This is a genomic window from Psychrobacter sp. FDAARGOS_221 (assembly GCF_002313155.2).
Taxonomy (GTDB): Bacteria; Pseudomonadota; Gammaproteobacteria; order Pseudomonadales; family Moraxellaceae; genus Psychrobacter.
In genome coordinates this window covers 436,825-452,636 of record NZ_NWFK02000001.1, presented here as the reverse complement: position 1 = coordinate 452,636, position 15,812 = coordinate 436,825, and the positions used below count along the sequence as shown (strand labels likewise).

General features: G+C 40.8%; 15 protein-coding genes and 1 other RNA gene. 12 read left to right on the top strand and 4 right to left on the bottom strand.

Going from position 1 to position 15,812, the window contains the following annotated elements:
* The first annotated feature begins 152 nt into the window (after positions 1-152).
* The 4 genes from A6J60_RS01940 to A6J60_RS01925 all read left to right on the top strand — a co-directional run bounded on the left by A6J60_RS01940 (position 153) and on the right by A6J60_RS01925 (position 3,515).
* A complete protein-coding gene (locus A6J60_RS01940; RefSeq protein WP_413772373.1) occupies positions 153-857 on the top strand; it encodes an ABC transporter permease in 705 nt (234 codons plus the stop codon).
* Between the two features lie 48 nt (positions 858-905).
* The gene (locus tag A6J60_RS01935; RefSeq protein ID WP_227526029.1) at positions 906-1,922 is read left to right on the top strand and encodes an ABC transporter substrate-binding protein; all 1,017 of its coding nucleotides are present in this window, start codon (positions 906-908) and stop codon (positions 1,920-1,922) included.
* A 78-nt stretch (positions 1,923-2,000) separates the two neighbouring features.
* Positions 2,001-2,732 (top strand): ABC transporter ATP-binding protein, encoded by a 732-nt coding sequence (locus tag A6J60_RS01930; protein ID WP_096064503.1) that lies wholly within the window; start codon positions 2,001-2,003, stop codon positions 2,730-2,732.
* 93 nt (positions 2,733-2,825) lie between these two features.
* Complete coding sequence (locus tag A6J60_RS01925; RefSeq protein ID WP_096064502.1) at positions 2,826-3,515, top strand: LysE family translocator; 690 nt, start codon at positions 2,826-2,828, stop codon at positions 3,513-3,515.
* Between the two features lie 115 nt (positions 3,516-3,630).
* Here the strand turns inward: A6J60_RS01925 and purN are convergent, their stop codons facing one another.
* A complete protein-coding gene (gene purN / locus A6J60_RS01920; RefSeq protein ID WP_096064501.1) occupies positions 3,631-4,338 on the bottom strand; it encodes a phosphoribosylglycinamide formyltransferase in 708 nt (235 codons plus the stop codon).
* On the bottom strand, positions 4,331-5,419 hold the full coding sequence (gene purM, locus A6J60_RS01915) for a phosphoribosylformylglycinamidine cyclo-ligase (protein ID WP_096064500.1): 1,089 nt from the start codon (positions 5,417-5,419) through the stop codon (positions 4,331-4,333). Before purM ends, purN begins: the two co-directional genes overlap by 8 nt.
* A gap of 498 nt (positions 5,420-5,917) precedes the next feature.
* Between purM and A6J60_RS01910 the strand changes: the two genes are divergently transcribed.
* From A6J60_RS01910 to A6J60_RS01885, 6 genes are all read left to right on the top strand, one after another.
* Positions 5,918-7,018 (top strand): AI-2E family transporter, encoded by a 1,101-nt coding sequence (locus A6J60_RS01910; protein WP_096064499.1) that lies wholly within the window; start codon positions 5,918-5,920, stop codon positions 7,016-7,018.
* 176 nt (positions 7,019-7,194) lie between these two features.
* The gene (locus tag A6J60_RS01905; RefSeq protein WP_193778005.1) at positions 7,195-8,007 is read left to right on the top strand and encodes a DnaA ATPase domain-containing protein; all 813 of its coding nucleotides are present in this window, start codon (positions 7,195-7,197) and stop codon (positions 8,005-8,007) included.
* Positions 8,008-8,250: 243 nt separating this feature from the next.
* Positions 8,251-8,964, top strand: a complete 714-nt coding sequence (locus tag A6J60_RS01900) for a DUF2057 family protein (protein ID WP_096064497.1) — start codon at positions 8,251-8,253, stop codon at positions 8,962-8,964.
* Between the two features lie 493 nt (positions 8,965-9,457).
* Positions 9,458-10,099: a peroxiredoxin gene (locus A6J60_RS01895; RefSeq protein ID WP_096064496.1), complete on the top strand. Its 642-nt coding sequence runs from the start codon at positions 9,458-9,460 to the stop codon at positions 10,097-10,099.
* Positions 10,100-10,444: 345 nt separating this feature from the next.
* The gene (locus A6J60_RS01890; protein ID WP_096064495.1) at positions 10,445-11,077 is read left to right on the top strand and encodes a glutathione S-transferase family protein; all 633 of its coding nucleotides are present in this window, start codon (positions 10,445-10,447) and stop codon (positions 11,075-11,077) included.
* 79 nt (positions 11,078-11,156) lie between these two features.
* Positions 11,157-11,984, top strand: coding sequence for an META domain-containing protein (locus A6J60_RS01885; protein WP_096064494.1), 828 nt, complete (start codon positions 11,157-11,159; stop codon positions 11,982-11,984).
* A gap of 58 nt (positions 11,985-12,042) precedes the next feature.
* On the opposite strand, the gene ruvC is transcribed toward A6J60_RS01885, so the two are convergent.
* On the bottom strand, positions 12,043-12,627 hold the full coding sequence (ruvC, locus tag A6J60_RS01880; RefSeq protein WP_096064493.1) for a crossover junction endodeoxyribonuclease RuvC: 585 nt from the start codon (positions 12,625-12,627) through the stop codon (positions 12,043-12,045).
* A gap of 201 nt (positions 12,628-12,828) precedes the next feature.
* Between ruvC and A6J60_RS01875 the strand changes: the two genes are divergently transcribed.
* Positions 12,829-13,470: an FxsA family protein gene (locus A6J60_RS01875; protein ID WP_096064492.1), complete on the top strand. Its 642-nt coding sequence runs from the start codon at positions 12,829-12,831 to the stop codon at positions 13,468-13,470.
* A gap of 165 nt (positions 13,471-13,635) precedes the next feature.
* Here A6J60_RS01875 and ssrS read toward each other — a convergent pair.
* A non-coding RNA gene (ssrS, locus tag A6J60_RS01870) (6S RNA) lies at positions 13,636-13,830 on the bottom strand.
* A 354-nt stretch (positions 13,831-14,184) separates the two neighbouring features.
* Here ssrS and gpmI point away from each other — a divergent pair.
* Positions 14,185-15,780, top strand: coding sequence for a 2,3-bisphosphoglycerate-independent phosphoglycerate mutase (gene gpmI, locus A6J60_RS01865; protein ID WP_096064491.1), 1,596 nt, complete (start codon positions 14,185-14,187; stop codon positions 15,778-15,780).
* Positions 15,781-15,812 lie beyond the last annotated feature (32 nt).

Sequence of the window (15,812 nt, the reverse complement as noted above, 5' to 3'; positions counted from 1 at the left end):
TTGTTGTGAAATTCTAAACACTAGGCATTACGTTATCACTTTATCCATTACCCAAAGCAGCACCGAGAATATTGACAATGACAGTGAACGATAAAGGTCGCCAAACGGGCAGGCAAGCCATTAATCTATTTAAAAGCCATATCTTAGTGATTATGATATTGCTGATATGGCAGCTGTGCGTTCAGTTTGGGTTGATCCCTGACTATTTATTGCCGTCACCATTACAGATTGTGCAAGCCTTTATTGAAGATTTTCCACTGCTGATGCAGCATTCTAAATATACCTTAGCAACTGCAGTGATTGGAACAACCATAGGGCTGCTGATAAGCTTTGTGCTTTCTATCTGCATGGATTTGTCAAAAACGGTCAAAGAGCTGATCTATCCTGTTATCCTGCTTAACCAAACCATACCGACCATTGCCATTGCGCCACTGCTTATCATTTGGTTGGGTTATGGTATTACCCCAAAAGTGGTGCTAGTCATATTGGCGGTTTTTTTTCCGATTACCATTGCCTTAATTGATGGTTATCAATCCGTAAGCCGTGAGCATCTGAACCTATTTAAATCGATGAAGGCGTCTAAATATCAGTTATATCGTCATCTGAAGATACCATCCGCCATGGGCTCTTTTTTTACAGGTTTAAAAGTAGCGCTGTCATATGCCCTTATTTCTGCGGTGATTGCAGAGTGGCTTGGCGGTTATCATGGGTTAGGGGTGTATATGACTCGAGTGCGTAAGTCTTATGATTTGGACAGCATGTTCGCGGTTATTTTTTTGATTAGCTTTTTGACTATTTTACTCATTGGCTTGGTCAAGTGGTTAGAGAAAAAAGTATTAAAGCATCATTACTTATAATTTATTTACTTATAATTTATTTACTAAGAATTTTAAAAAGGATTTATTGTGTCATTTATTCGAACCAATACGGCGAATTTAAGCCGAGTACAAACCATCATATTAATTCTATCAGTGGCTGCGTTAGTTCTATTGACTGCTTGTCAGCCGAAACAAGACGCGGATGCCAAGGGCGGCACTGATAAAGAGCTGACCGAGATTGTTATCTCATTAGACTGGGTGCCCAATACCAATCATACCGGCATTTATGTCGCTGATGACAAAGGCTACTTTGAAGAAGAGGGACTTGCGGTAAAAATTGTTCAGCCTAGTGAAGACAGTGCCTCAACCTTGGTTGCTAATAATAGAGCAGACTTTGGTATCTACTTTCAGTCGAACATGACTTCAAGACTGGCAAAAGGTATGCCCATTACCGCTGTGGCTGCCATATTACAACACAACCCAGCAGGTCTATTGTCATTAAAGTCATTGGGCGCACAGTCACCTAAAGATCTCAATGGTAAGCGTTATTCAACTTGGGAAGATCCCATTGATGATGCTACTGTGTCACATTTGGTCGGTGATAATTTGGTTAAGATTCCAGGTGAGGCCACTGATGCAACGGTTGCTTTACGTATGAATCAGTTTGACTATATCTTAGCCTATTATGGTTGGGATGGCATTCATGCTGAGCTTCAAGATATTGACACTAACTTCTTCTTCCTAAGAGATTATGAGCCGCAGTTTGACTATTATGCACCGGTCATCATTACCAATAATGAGCTGTTAGAAACCAAGCCAGAAATGGTGAAAAAGGCATTGGCTGCGATGAAAAAAGGCTATATTTATGCCGCGAATAATCCTGAAGAAAGTGCTGAAATCTTAGTTAAACATGCACCTGAAACCAACGCAGAGCTTGCACTTGCTAGCCAAAAATATATCTCAACTCAGTATCTAGACGAAGAGGGCGATTGGGGTAAGTTTGATTATAATCGCTGGGATAGTTTTTATGACTGGGTTTACAAAAATGGATTATTAGAAGAGCCATTACCGCCTCAAGCTGGCGTGAGTAATGATTATTTGTAATTTATATTTAGTAACTCATTTTCAGTAACTCATATTTAATAACGTAGATGTATTAGTAACGCAAATGAAGGTATGACTATGAATGACGTCCTGGTGCTCGATAATATTAGCCATGCGTTTGGGCAGCAGCCGATCTTTGATAATCTAAGTATGTCGGTGTCCAAAAATGACGTGGTCAGTATTGTGGGTGCCAGTGGCGTGGGTAAGACCACTTTATTTAATATCGCCGCTGGTCTTCTCGTGCCCAGTAGCGGCAAAGTGTTTATTAATGGCAAAGAGACCACAGGTGAAGCCGGCACCGTCGGTTATATGCTGCAAAAAGATTTGCTATTGCCGTTCAAAAGCGTATATGACAATATTGCATTGCCGCTAACGCTTAAGGGTTATAGCAAGGCAAAGATTGCGGATATTATTAACCCTCAGCTGGCAAGTTTTGGTTTAGAAGGGCTTGAGCATCAATATCCACAGATGCTCTCTGGCGGGCAGCGTCAACGTGCCGCATTATTGCGCACTTATCTGAGTGATAATCCAATTATGCTGCTTGATGAGCCGTTCTCTGCACTAGACTTTGTGACTAAAGATGAGATGTATCACTGGTTTAGTAAGCTACAAAAGCGGCTTGAGCTGACCTGTCTTATTATTACCCATGATATTGATGAGGCGATATATTTATCTGATCAGCTATATGTGCTAAAGGGTTCACCGGCGGAGTTTACGCAGACATTTAGCATCCCTAAATGCGAGGGCTTTTTAGATAGCCAAGACTATCTGAATCTAAAAAAGCAAATATTTGCAGCGATTCAAAGCTAGCTGACTAACTAATACCTAACTTACTTATTAGTTAACTGACTTAATAGCTTACTAACTCAATATCTAACTTAATATAAAATACAGGAGACAGGGATGTTTGGTATCGAAAACTACTTCGGGTTTATTGCTGCCTGTATTTTATTAAATCTGACACCAGGCACCGACACGGTCTATATTATTATGCGTAGTATTGCGCAAGGCAAAGAGGCGGGTGTATTTTCAGCCTTGGGCATCATATCGGGTATTTTAGTCCATACCTTGTTAGCAGCATTAGGTTTGTCAGTATTACTGTCTACTTATCCTCTGGCATTTACGATGGTTAAGACTGTTGGTGCGCTATATTTATGTTATCTAGGCGTCAAAATGTTGATGACCAAACAAACTAAACTGGTATCTAACAGTTTAGCGAACAGCGCTTTAAAAGATGGCTTTTTAGAAGAAGGTATCAGTACTCGTGACAACATCAATAATAACCTAAGCCACGCTCAGATATACAAGCAGGGCATATTGACCAACGTTTTTAACCCAAAAGTTGCCTTATTCTTCTTAGCATTTTTCCCTCAGTTTATTAATACCGGCTATTCAAATGGTATGCTGTCGTTGCTAGTATTGGGTTTAACCTTTGCAGCAACCAGCCTAATATGGTGTCTAATGCTGGTATTATTGGCTTCGGTATTTAGTCAGAAGCTACGAGAAAACCCAACTATTGAGAGTCTATTAAACAAAATCAGTGGTGTGGTCTTTATTGGACTCGGGATTAAGTTAATGACCGCTAAGTCTTAAAATCAGCCAATTCTTTACTTTGAATCTTAATTAATTATTTTAATAGCAAAAAAGCCCAAGTCAGTGACTTGGGCTTTTTACAGTTATAACTATAGGTTTTACTAAACAGCTTAAATTAGTTGTCTAACCATAGCTGTAACGGTAAGGCAGGCAGGTATTCACTAGACTGCTGTTGTGCATTAATAGCTTCAATATCAAGCACGCCTTTGGTAATCAATAAGATGGTCCAAGGCAGTATTTTATGTTCAAGCTTTTGCACCCGCTTTTGCAACTGTTCAGGGCTGTTTTGCTTATCAATGGCTAATAATGCTTGCGTTAATACTTGACCGGCATCAAGCTCAGCGGTGACCACATGCACGCTGCAGCCATGATGGGTGTCATCAGATGCAAGGACACGCTCATGGGTGTCTAGCCCTTTGTATTTAGGCAATAGTGACGGATGCAGGTTAATCATTGGGGCAGGGGCGCCATCAATGAAGTCAGCACTTAACACCCGCATAAAGCCGGCCAATACAATCAGATCCGGCTGCCAACTGTTTAGCTGAGCAGTAGCATGACGTTCAAAGGTCTTAATCCCCATGCGCTTGCCAGCATTCTCACCTTCTGTGATATGCGACAGCACAGTCACAGGGATATCTGCTTGCTCAGCACGTGTTACCGCATATGCCTCTTTGACATTGCTAATCACACCCACAATCTCAATAGGCAAACTACCGGCCTTCATGGCATCAATCAGAACTTGCAGATTGCTGCCACTGCCTGAGACCAATACAGCAACTTTAAGCGGTTTTGAGTCTTGATAAGAATCTGACATATTAGGCATACACCACAGCATCATCAGTACGGTTAATGATTTCACCTAGTTTAAAGGCGTCTTCACCGGCATCATTTAAGATAGTCACTGCTTGATCTGCCACTTCAGCAGGCAGGACGACCACAAAGCCAACACCACAGTTAAAGGTGCGGTACATTTCTGATTGCTCAATATTGCCGTGCTTTTGTAACCAGCTAAATAGCTCAGGCATCTGCCAGCTATTGGTGTCAATTTTAGCGGCTAAGTTGTCTGGTAAGACGCGAGGTAGGTTTTCAGTAAAGCCGCCGCCAGTAATGTGTGACATGGCATGTAACTTAATGTTGCCTAGTTGTTTTTGTAGTGCTTGAATCGATTTGACATAAATCTTAGTGGGTGCCATCAGCGCATCTGCAATAGGTTTGCCATCTAAGGTTTCATCAGAATTGGCGATATCAACACCGCTGACTTCAATTACTTTACGAATTAATGAGTAGCCGTTTGAGTGTGCGCCACTTGATTTGATACCAACCAAGACATCACCAGCAGCAACATTGTCACCAGTAATGACTTCAGACTCTTCAACCACACCGACACAGAATCCAGCTAAGTCATAGTCTTCGTCTTGATACATGCCTGGCATTTCAGCCGTTTCACCGCCGATTAACGCACAGTTAGACTGTTTACAGCCTTCACCGATACCAGTGACCACTGATGCTGCAGTGTCTACATCAAGCTTACCTGTGGCGTAATAGTCTAAGAAGAATAAAGGCTCAGCACCACATACCAATAGGTCATTGACGCACATAGCGACTAAGTCAATACCAATGGTGTCATGACGATCTAGCTGTAGCGCAAGCTTAAGCTTAGTACCGACACCATCTGTGCCTGAAACCAATAAAGGAGATTCATAGCCTTTAGGGATACGGCATAATGCACCGAAGCCGCCTAAGCCGCCCACAACTTCTGGACGAGTAGTGGCTTTAGCGACAGACTTAATGCGTTGTACAAGGGCATCACCTGCATCGATATCGACGCCAGCATCTTTATAGCTTAAAGAAGTTGATTGTGATGAGTTGTTAGCAGGTGTGTTAGGGATATTTGGATGGCTCATGGTAGCAGCAGACCTTATAAGCGAATGTGTGAAATAGTAGTTAAATACAAAAAACTAATTAGGGCCTAGTATTAGATATACAGATAGAGTTTAAGTCAAGATAAGCTTTTAAAACGTATCAAATCAAACCCATCAAAATGCACGAAATATCTGGCCGTGTTAGGTTGTGTATTTTGCTGTTTGCATTATACGCAAAAACACGGGGCTCGCAAAATTTATGCGCTATTTATTCGTATATATCTGTATCTTGCAGTTATCAATTTTTAAATTGATTATTTATACTGATGGCTTATATTAGTATCGATAATAGAAGCAAAAAACATACTGATTATTTTCAAGCTTTGCGTTATCTTTAGCGGATGCGATATTGAGCACAATATAAGCTTCATTTAAATTGATGCTACGATTAACAAAAATCGCTTTAAGCTTAAAGTAATTAAAACCTTATAAAACCATTCTAACCAGATTAATCCTAATAAATACAGCAAGAGGGTACGTATGCAGGTAGCACGAGTCGATCCATTTTTTAAACGCTTGGCCATCGTGGTAGCCATTATAATTGCACTTTATATACTGTATTTATTAATACCTGTTATTGTGCCGTTTTTCTCTGCCTTTATTTTGGCATATTTGTTTAATCCTATTGTGACTAAAATGTCGCGAATTATGCCACGATGGCTGGCTATCATATTCGTCTATGCGGCGCTTATTCTTGGATTTGGTATCCTGCTGTGGTGGTTATTGCCGACGCTTTGGCATCAAATACAAGCAGCTATAGAGTATATGCCTCGAATGGTGCAGTGGTATAACGAAGATTTTCGTACTTGGATAAATGGCTTTAGTCAATTTAATTTACCTGCGTTAGACACGCAAGTTGTGTCGAACACCTTCATTGAGTATCTGAATAAGAACTACAATGTTGAAGATGCACAGTCTTTTGTGCAACAGGTGCTTAGCTCTGGCATGATGGTTATCAACAATGCAGGCTTGGTTGTTTTAGTGCCTATTTTAATGTTTTATTTCTTGTTTAACTGGGATGAGCGTATTAAGACATGGCGTGAAGCATTACCTGCTGGTAGTAAAGATAAAATCATCGAAATCACCCACGATTGTGATGAGGCACTAATGGCCTTTGTCAAAGGACAACTATTAGTGATGATTTTGCTGGGCGTGGTCTATGCGGTTCAGTTGCAGTTAATTGGTTTAGAGCTTGGTTTGATTATTGGTATGGTTGCGGGTGTCGCAAGCTTTGTACCTTATTTAGGATTTGGCATTGGCTTTATCGCTGCTATCATTGCAGGCTTCTTCCAATTTGGCGTGGACTGGGTAAAAATAGGTTTAATTGTGGGTGCCTTTGTAGTGGGGCAAGCTGTCGAAGGATATGTCTTACAGCCACTGCTATTAGGCGATAAAATAGGGCTATCACCACTTTGGGTTATCTTTGCTGTATTAGCAGGCGCAGGGTTGATGGGCTTTGTGGGTATGTTAATCGCATTACCTGTATCGGCAATTTTAAATGTGTTATTTAATCATGCTTACGCTGCTTATACTCAGACTAACTTTTACAAAGGGCGTAAGCAGTATCAGCTGTTTAAATAGTTAATCAATTCAATTGACGAACCTTGTAGCCTCTGTGTTTGGATCGTAACTGATTTAAAGATTACAACTTTGAGTGGTACAACCTGTTATGCTAGCCAGTAATGCCATATTATTGTTAACAAATTTGTGGTATAAATAAGCGTTATAAAGTTATATCGAGCCGAGATACTAGCCTGATGACAAATCAATTAAGTTTAAATCTAGAAGTAAGGACAGACGCCAGCCTGAGTGATTTCTCTGGGCCGGGTTGGTCGACTATTATAGATGCTATTCGGCAACTGCACGTTGGCTTAATTGGTCAAATGTATATCTATGGCAGTGCGGCAACCGGTAAAACACATCTACTATCAGCCATTTGCGAGTCCTATCGAGAGATGGATAAGACAGCGATTAACCTGTCTTTAAAAGAGCTGGTGCATACTGATGTGGGGGTGCTTGCTGCCTTAGAAAGCTTTGATTTAGTCGCCATTGATGATTTAGAAGTCATTCGTCACAGCCGAGCTTGGCAAGAAGCCATCTTCCATTTAATCAATCGTAGCCGAGAAGGGCAGGGCCAGCTGATTTTTGCTGCTAAGACACCAGCCACAGAGTTACCCTTTGAGCTTCCTGACTTATTGACCCGTTTAATCCAATCACCTGCGTTTAGAGTGCCTGAAGGGCATAATATCGCTGATCGTAAAGCCATGCTTGAATCAGTGATGCGCCGTCGTGGTTGGCAGTTTGATTCACGCATTACCGAGCATTTGCTGCAAGAAGGTCCGCACCGTATTGGCGGTATGCTCGATATTCTAAATGTGATTCAGCCGATGTTTTCTAATTTAAATCGCGCTCATATTTCTAAGTCTGTTATCAATCAGGCATTGGAGATGATTGATGAGCATACGCTAATGGCAGAGCTTGAGGATATTCATCAAGAAGCTCAAGAGGATTTGCTGTCAAAATCTGAAGAGAACAGCGCTTATCGAGATAACTTACCGCTAGATTTTTAGTTAACACCTCAATCAATGCGATAACTCACTGATGAATCAACGGTTAGTTAATTGATGTTTTTATCATTAACGTCATTTATTTTAGTATGAATAAACGGTGTGTCATAAATTAAAGGTAAGATAATAAAGGGTGTAAAAACACCATATTTTATCCAAAAGTATTTCGTTTTTTCTAAAACTATCACGTATACTAAAGTCACACGTTATATTTCAAAACATTTCTATACATTTAAGGCCCTCATTATGCAAGACAATCAATACAAAACAATAATTAACAAATTAATTGCCATCGGTGCGGTAAGTGCCTGCTCATTAACATTGGCACATGCGGAAGTGACTTTACAGGTCGATGATAATATTAAAGTAACGGCTATTAATGGTAAGACAGTAAATTCTAGTCCTTTCATGCCAATTAAGAAAAACTTTACCCTGCAGCCTGGTCAACATGTGATTACGGCCAAATATGATCGTTTATATGACCTTCGTCGTGATGAGCATGATTATTTGCGTTCAGCAAATATCACAGTGACAGCGGATATGAAAGACAATCAGACATATCGCTTAGCCATGCCAGGTCAGCCTGAAAAGTACGAAGAAGCAAAAAAGTATGTTAAGGCACCGACTTTAGCGATTATGCAAGGCAATACTACCATTGCTCAAGCGTCAGGCGGATCGAATGATGAAGGTGGCTTATTCTCTAGCATCAGCTCAATCTTCACCGGCAGTAGCGATGCACAAGCTGATAATCAGCGTGCTATTGCAGCGATTAACGCCAATCAACCAGTGAATACGTCTGGTTCAAGTCAAGCCATTGCACCAGTTGCTGCAACGCCAGCTGCTGCGACTCGTACCGTGACCGTATCTCAAAATGCAGATACTCTAGATCAGTTTATGCAAATTTGGTTACAAGCTTCTCCAGATGAGCGTGAAAAGATCCGTCAGTGGATTCAAAAATAAGCATCGCTCATACATTAACTAACACCTAGCAAGTACTAGCCTCTAGATGTTTACATAGTTAGTTTTGAGAGTCTTAAAAAGCCCAGTATCTGATATTTGTCTGTTAGGCGATATCATTGACTGGGCTTTTTAACGTCTACAATTTATAATTTAAAACTTAAAACCTATAACCTGATATCTAAAAGGCCACTTTTAGCTTAGCATGTAGTTTTAATAGCTGAAAGGTTTAGCTACCTTCCTTTCTTAAAGGAAGGGCTGGGGATGGATTATTTGGTTAAACATAAAGTCAAAGGCCACAAATGAATGGCAAAAAACTGTCAATTAGGATTAAAGCATAACCACTTTACAAACTGGCATAGTCTTCCAATATTAGTTTTGATACTATAAATGATAGTACACCGCCTGAAAGTACGGCAGTGTGTGCATTGTATTGACTAATACTGATGCTAAGCAATTAAACCAATAAATCAATAAAAGAATAAGGATTTTGATTATGGCACATTTACGTTTAGGTGATACCGCACCAAACTTTGACGCAACTACCACAGATGGTGATATTAACTTCCATGATTGGGCAGGTGATAACTGGGTTGTGTTTTTCTCACATCCTGCTGATTTTACGCCAGTATGTACCACAGAGCTTGGTCGTACAGCGGCACTAAATGGTGAGTTTCAGAAGCGTGGTGTAAAACCAATCGCAATCTCAGTAGATGATATTGATGATCATAATGCATGGGCAAAAGACATCGGTGAGACTCAAGGCACAGATCTTAACTTCCCAATTGTTGCAGATCCTGATAAAAAAGTGGCTGAGTTATATGACATGATTCACCCAAATGCAGCCACTACTCATACCGTACGTAGTGTGTTTATCATCGATCCAGCCAAAAAAGTTCGCTTAACGCTAACTTACCCAGCCAGCGTTGGTCGTAACTTCGACGAGATTCTGCGTGTGATTGATGCGCTTCAGTTAACAGACGAATATAACGTTGCTACGCCAGTAGACTGGACCAAAGGTAAAGACGTTATCATTCCGCCAAGCATAAAAACTGAAGATATTTCTGAAAAAGATTATCCAAAAGGCTTTACTGAAATTAAACCATACCTTCGTACCACACCAGATCCAAGCAAATAATACGCTTAGGAACTGTTTAATTTAAAAGTGGTTTAATTTAAAAGCGGTATAAATTTGGAAGGCCTCACTGTATAATTACGGTGAGGCCTTTTTTGTCACTGTGCCTTTCAATGTTAAGATAAAGCAGTATTAAGATAGAATAATGTTAAGACAGAAGCGTGCTGCTACTAGAACATTCATATACTAAAACACTTATTTATTAAAATACTGATATTAAAATACTGGCTAAAATTATTATTAAAAGGTGTATTAAGATATTAGTCTATTAACCTAACAATAAATGTCCTATATTAATAAGACGCTAGATAAATAAACAACAATAATTCAAAGCAAAAGGAGTTTGTGATGAAAAAATTATATTTAAACCGCAGAGCACCAAATCCACGTAAAGTATTGGTATTAATGCAAGCTAAGGGCCTAAATATTGACGATATGGATGACATCGACGTCATTGATATTGATATGGCACAAGGGGAGCATCTCACAGAAGAGTTTACTAAGATAAACCCATTACAGCTATTGCCAGTATTGGTCTTAGACGATGGCACTGTGCTTAATGACTCTCAGGCAATTTGTGAGTATCTTGACCGCGTCTATGGTGAGCGCTCAGTAATGGGTAATGATGTGGTGCAGCGTGCGCGGGTTGCCTCTTTGCGCCGTACAGCAGAGTTTGAAGTATTGTATAACTTTATGCTGGCGTTTCAGCATACCCATCCTTCCAAAGCGCATCGAGTCGATCAAGTTCCTGAAATGGGACCTAAGTCGATTGAGCGCGCTATCAAAGTGTTGCCTTACTTTGACAATATTCTTCAAAATAATGACTACTTGATGGGCAAGCAGTTAAGTTATGCCGATATCGTACTGTATATCGCGCTAGATTTTGGTCGTGTGTTAAAATTCGATCCTTTAGCGCATGGCACGGGTATTGCTCGCTTTTATAAAATGATGGATGAGCAATTTGGTTTTAAAAAGAGCTAATCAAATAGAACTAATCAAATAATGACAGCAGCTTATTCGCCCAGTCATATTCAGTCATTCAATTAAGTTAAGAGGTTTTATGTCAACGTTTCGTACCTTGCCTATAGTGGCTTTTGCTACCCTTATTAGTTTAACAGGATGTCAGACCATGTCTTTACATCAAAATGAAGGTACCACTAATGACAGTACCAATCACAGTGCTGAAGCAGTCAAGCAGATCAACAACAATGATTTAGCTGCTTATCATTGGCAATTGGTTAAAGCGACCGATAATCAAAAGCGTCCGATTGAGTCGTTAAATAAAATCAAGCAACAAGTGACGCTAAGCTTCGATAAGAAGCAAAATGGCTACGGTATTTGGTTTAGTGTGGGCTGTAACTCGATGGGCGCTGGCTATACGCTTCAATCAAATACGATGCAGGTCGGTCAAATAATCAGTACTATGATGCTGTGCCAAGATTTGGATGCTGCTGAAAAACAATTGGCTAGTCTTATGGATGGCCGCAGTCAACTGAGCTTAAAAGCGGCAGAAAATCCGATTTTGACTCAGACCACTGAAAATGGGTCTACCATAGTTTGGCAAGGGGCGAAAACCCCTGAAGCGCGCTATGGACAGCAAGCTGGTACTGTTTTTTGGCAAATAGATCATCAGCTGCAGCAATGTCCAAACCCTGATGCTGGCAGCACCTGCCTTAAAGCCAGAGAAGTATTTTATGATGATAAAGGTATCAAAACCGGTTTTGGTCCTTGGCAACTGATTGTTGATCCAATCGAAGGCTATCAGCATGACACTGGGCTTGATCAAGTGGTTCGCATAAAACGCTTTGTTGTTGATCCAGCCGATGTTAAGGGTAAGCAGTCTGTCTACGTGTTCGATAGAATCGTTGAAAGCTCAGTAGTTGAGTAGCTCAGTTGCTGAGTGTTGTTAAGCAATGGAAGATTGCGAATCTTTATTTAAGCAATGGCTATTTAAGATTGGCAATGTCTTCTTCAGTTAAGCGCCAACGGCCTTTTTTCTTTGATGATCCGCGCCCTTTTAGTGCACTATTCATTAGCAGCTTGTTCATTGAATGACTAGAGTGGGCGTGACATATGGCGCATGCCAGCCCGTCAGCGGCATCTTGTTGCGGTGTAACCTCAAGATTTAAGATACGACATACCATTTCTTGAACTTGGATTTTGTCTGCTGCGCCATAACCACACACTGCTTGTTTAATCTGTCGGGCGGTATATTCAGATACTTCTAAGTCTAAAGCCACTAAAGCTGCTATGGCAGCACCACGCGCCTGACCAAGTTTAAGTGCAGAGTCTGGGTTAGATGCCATAAATACCTGCTCGACGGCGGCATGGATGGGTTCATTGGCATATTTTAAGTGATATTGTGTGATGCGAGTGATGCCGTTAAAGATACGCTTTAATCGTTCTGGCATTTCTTTGGTCTCAGTGCGTATGGTGCCTGCATCTAAATAGCGCAGCTTATCTCCAGTTTGATGGATGATGCCATATCCGGTTAATCGAGACCCAGGATCTATTCCAATAATGATTGCCATAGTTTTTATTTTACTTATAAAAAAGGTGATTAGAGGGTTGGCAAAAACGCTTTACTTTGAGGTAAAACACTAACAAATGCCTAGTTTAATTTGATAGTATAGCAAGCCATCCCCATATAGATAACATATCAGAGTTTAAAATTTTTAATTGCACAGATTTTAATTAATTTATTTGTTTTAGCGAAAATAGGATGACACATTATGGGTCAATTAGTTGGCATTGCCATCGTCTGGTTTATCATTGAAATGCTATTGTGGTATCTGGCTGCACAATTTATTAGTGGCTGGTGGATATTCTTCTGGTTTATCGCGGCAGCAGTGATTGGTTTGTCATTAATGCGTCGAGGCATGACTACCTTGAATCCAATGGCACAACAGATGAAATCTGGTGGTATGTTAAATCCTGCCATGCGTCCACCTGAAACGACAATCATGAAAACCATTGGCATGGCAGTGGGCGGCCTATTGCTATTAATTCCAGGTCTATTGTCTGACGTTTTGGCGCTATTAGTAATCTTACCACCGGTACAGAAAAAGCTAAAAGATGTGGCCAATAATTACGTCATGAATAACCAACAAAAAATGATGGAAATGATGGCAAAACAGATGGGCGGTCAAATGGGTGGTCAAAATCCATTCGGCGGTGCAGGCGGCAATCCTTTTGGTGGTCAAAATCCATTCGGTGGTCAAAGCCCATTTGGAAGCCAAGATCCATTTTCTAATAAAACAGGTGGTAGCAGTCCATTTGGTGGTGGCTTCAAGCACAATACAACCGTTGATGGTTCAGCAAAAACAGTGGTAAAAGATGTTAAAAAGCTAGATAAGCCAGCCAATGACGACTAAAGCAATCACGAGCACAATGAGTGTGAGTAATTGATTGCAGGTTATGCCAAGTTGCTGATAATGCCATGACTCATACTCATGAATAAACAATGCTCAATAAAGTCCTAAAATAAAAAAAGCCCTTTTATTAATAAAAGGGCTTTTTTATATGCTTAATAGCAAAAATATTAGACCGAAGTGCCGCTGTAAGATGGGAACCCATGAACCGTGAAGTTCAGGGCGGATGTGTCACTGTCTCTTAAGGTTTCCTGAGTCACTGCGAGCAGTGCAGGCTTACACAATAAGACAATAGATAGCACATCCATTTAGTGCATTATCGGCTCAGGGAATATCATCCACTGGCGAACACTTCAGAGTCTTTAGATTCTAACTAAAATTGATAGTAGTTGCAAATGCAGCGCCAACTTTGTTTGTTAAGAAGCGTAGCCTTTTCATAGCGAAGGGTAGCAATATGATGTTTGTATATACAAGGTTTTGAAGAAAAGTTAAACTCAATTCAAAGCAATTTAGGCGTTAAAATGTGCGTTAATACATAGACTTAATTGGCGAAAATACGGGATTGAATTTTTGCAAGCACAATCTTCCATTATTGGAAAATAGGCTTGTGTGTTACAATTGATAAGTTAGGTTTTGTTTTAATTGCCTGTATTGTAATTTGGCTATCGTATTTTATTGTTTTTAATCACAACCAGTAACGAATCGGAGAATAATGACATGGTAGCAGCTGATAATAATAAAAAGATTCCACACGTACTAATGATTTTAGATGGTTTTGGATACCGTGAAGATCAGCGAGATAATGCCATCGCTGCTGCTAATACACCCAATCTTGATCGTATTAACCAAACTTATCCGCATGGCTTAATATCTGGGTCTGGTGAGGATGTTGGTTTACCAGAAGGTCAATTTGGTAACTCAGAAGTCGGTCATATGAACCTTGGCGCAGGGCGTGTCTTATTCCAAGATTCTACCCGTATTTCACGTGATATCAAAAACCGTGATTTTTACAAAAATCCTGCGCTAACCGAAGCCATTCAAGCAGCCACAGATGCGGGTGGTAATGTGCATATTATGGGCTTATTGTCAGATGGTGGCGTGCATGCGCATCAAGACCATATTGAAGCCATGTGTCATGCCGCTGTGGTTCACGGGGCCAAAGGGGTATATGTGCATTGCTTCTTAGATGGACGTGATACGCCGCCTAAGTCTGCAGACAAATATATTAAGCGTTTGCGTGATTATTTGAATAATTTAAATGGCTATTATGAAAGCCAGGTGCAGATTGCAAGTATTATTGGCCGCTATTACGCTATGGATCGTGACAATCGCTGGGATCGTGTGCAACAAGCCTACGACTTATTGACCCTAGGTAAATCTGAACGTATGGCAACCCGTGCCGATGGCGCGGTGCAAGCGGCTTATAAAGCACGTGAGACCGATGAGTTTGTTAGCCCAACTAACGTGATTGAACATGGTGAGACACCAATTACCATAGATGATAACGATGCGGTTATCTTTATGAATTTCCGTGCCGATAGAGCGCGTGAATTAAGCCAAGCCTTCATCCTACCGGATCATGAGTTCTCTGGTTTCGCTCGTAAAAAACAACCGCGCTTATCAGCGTTTGTTATGATGACTCATTACTCAGATGAGCTGGCTGCGCATCCAAAAACATCAGTTGCTTATGCGCCGACCACACTGCATAACACCCTAGGTGAGTATCTACAAAATAATGATAAAACCCAACTTCGAATTGCAGAGACTGAAAAGTTTGCGCACGTAACTTTCTTCTTCAGTGGTGGTAAAGAAGATGAGTATGAAGGTGAGTCACGTATCTTAATCCCATCTCCTGATGTGGAAACGTATGATTTAAAACCAGAGATGAGTGCGCCTGAAGTGACGCAAAATCTGGTCGATGCCATTCATTCAGGTAAGTATGACGTGTTAATCGTCAACTATGCCAATGGTGATATGGTAGGGCACACAGGTAACTTCGATGCAGCGGTTAAAGCGGTTGAAGCATTGGATGTGGCAGTTGGTGCTGTGGCAGATGCGGTGCTTGAAGAAGGCGGTCATATGCTGATCACTGCTGATCATGGTAACTGTGAACAGATGCAGGATTATGAAAGTGGGCAGGTGCATACCCAGCATACAACAGAACAAGTGCCGTTAATTTATGTTGGTGATAAGCAAGTTCAGGTACGCAGTGGTGGTAAACTCAGTGATGTAGCACCTACCATTTTAGGCCTAATGGCGCTTGATGTCCCAGAAGAAATGACAGGCTTAGATTTATTGCAGCCTAAAGAATAGGTTACAGCCTAAATCAAAGGCAGTATCGATAG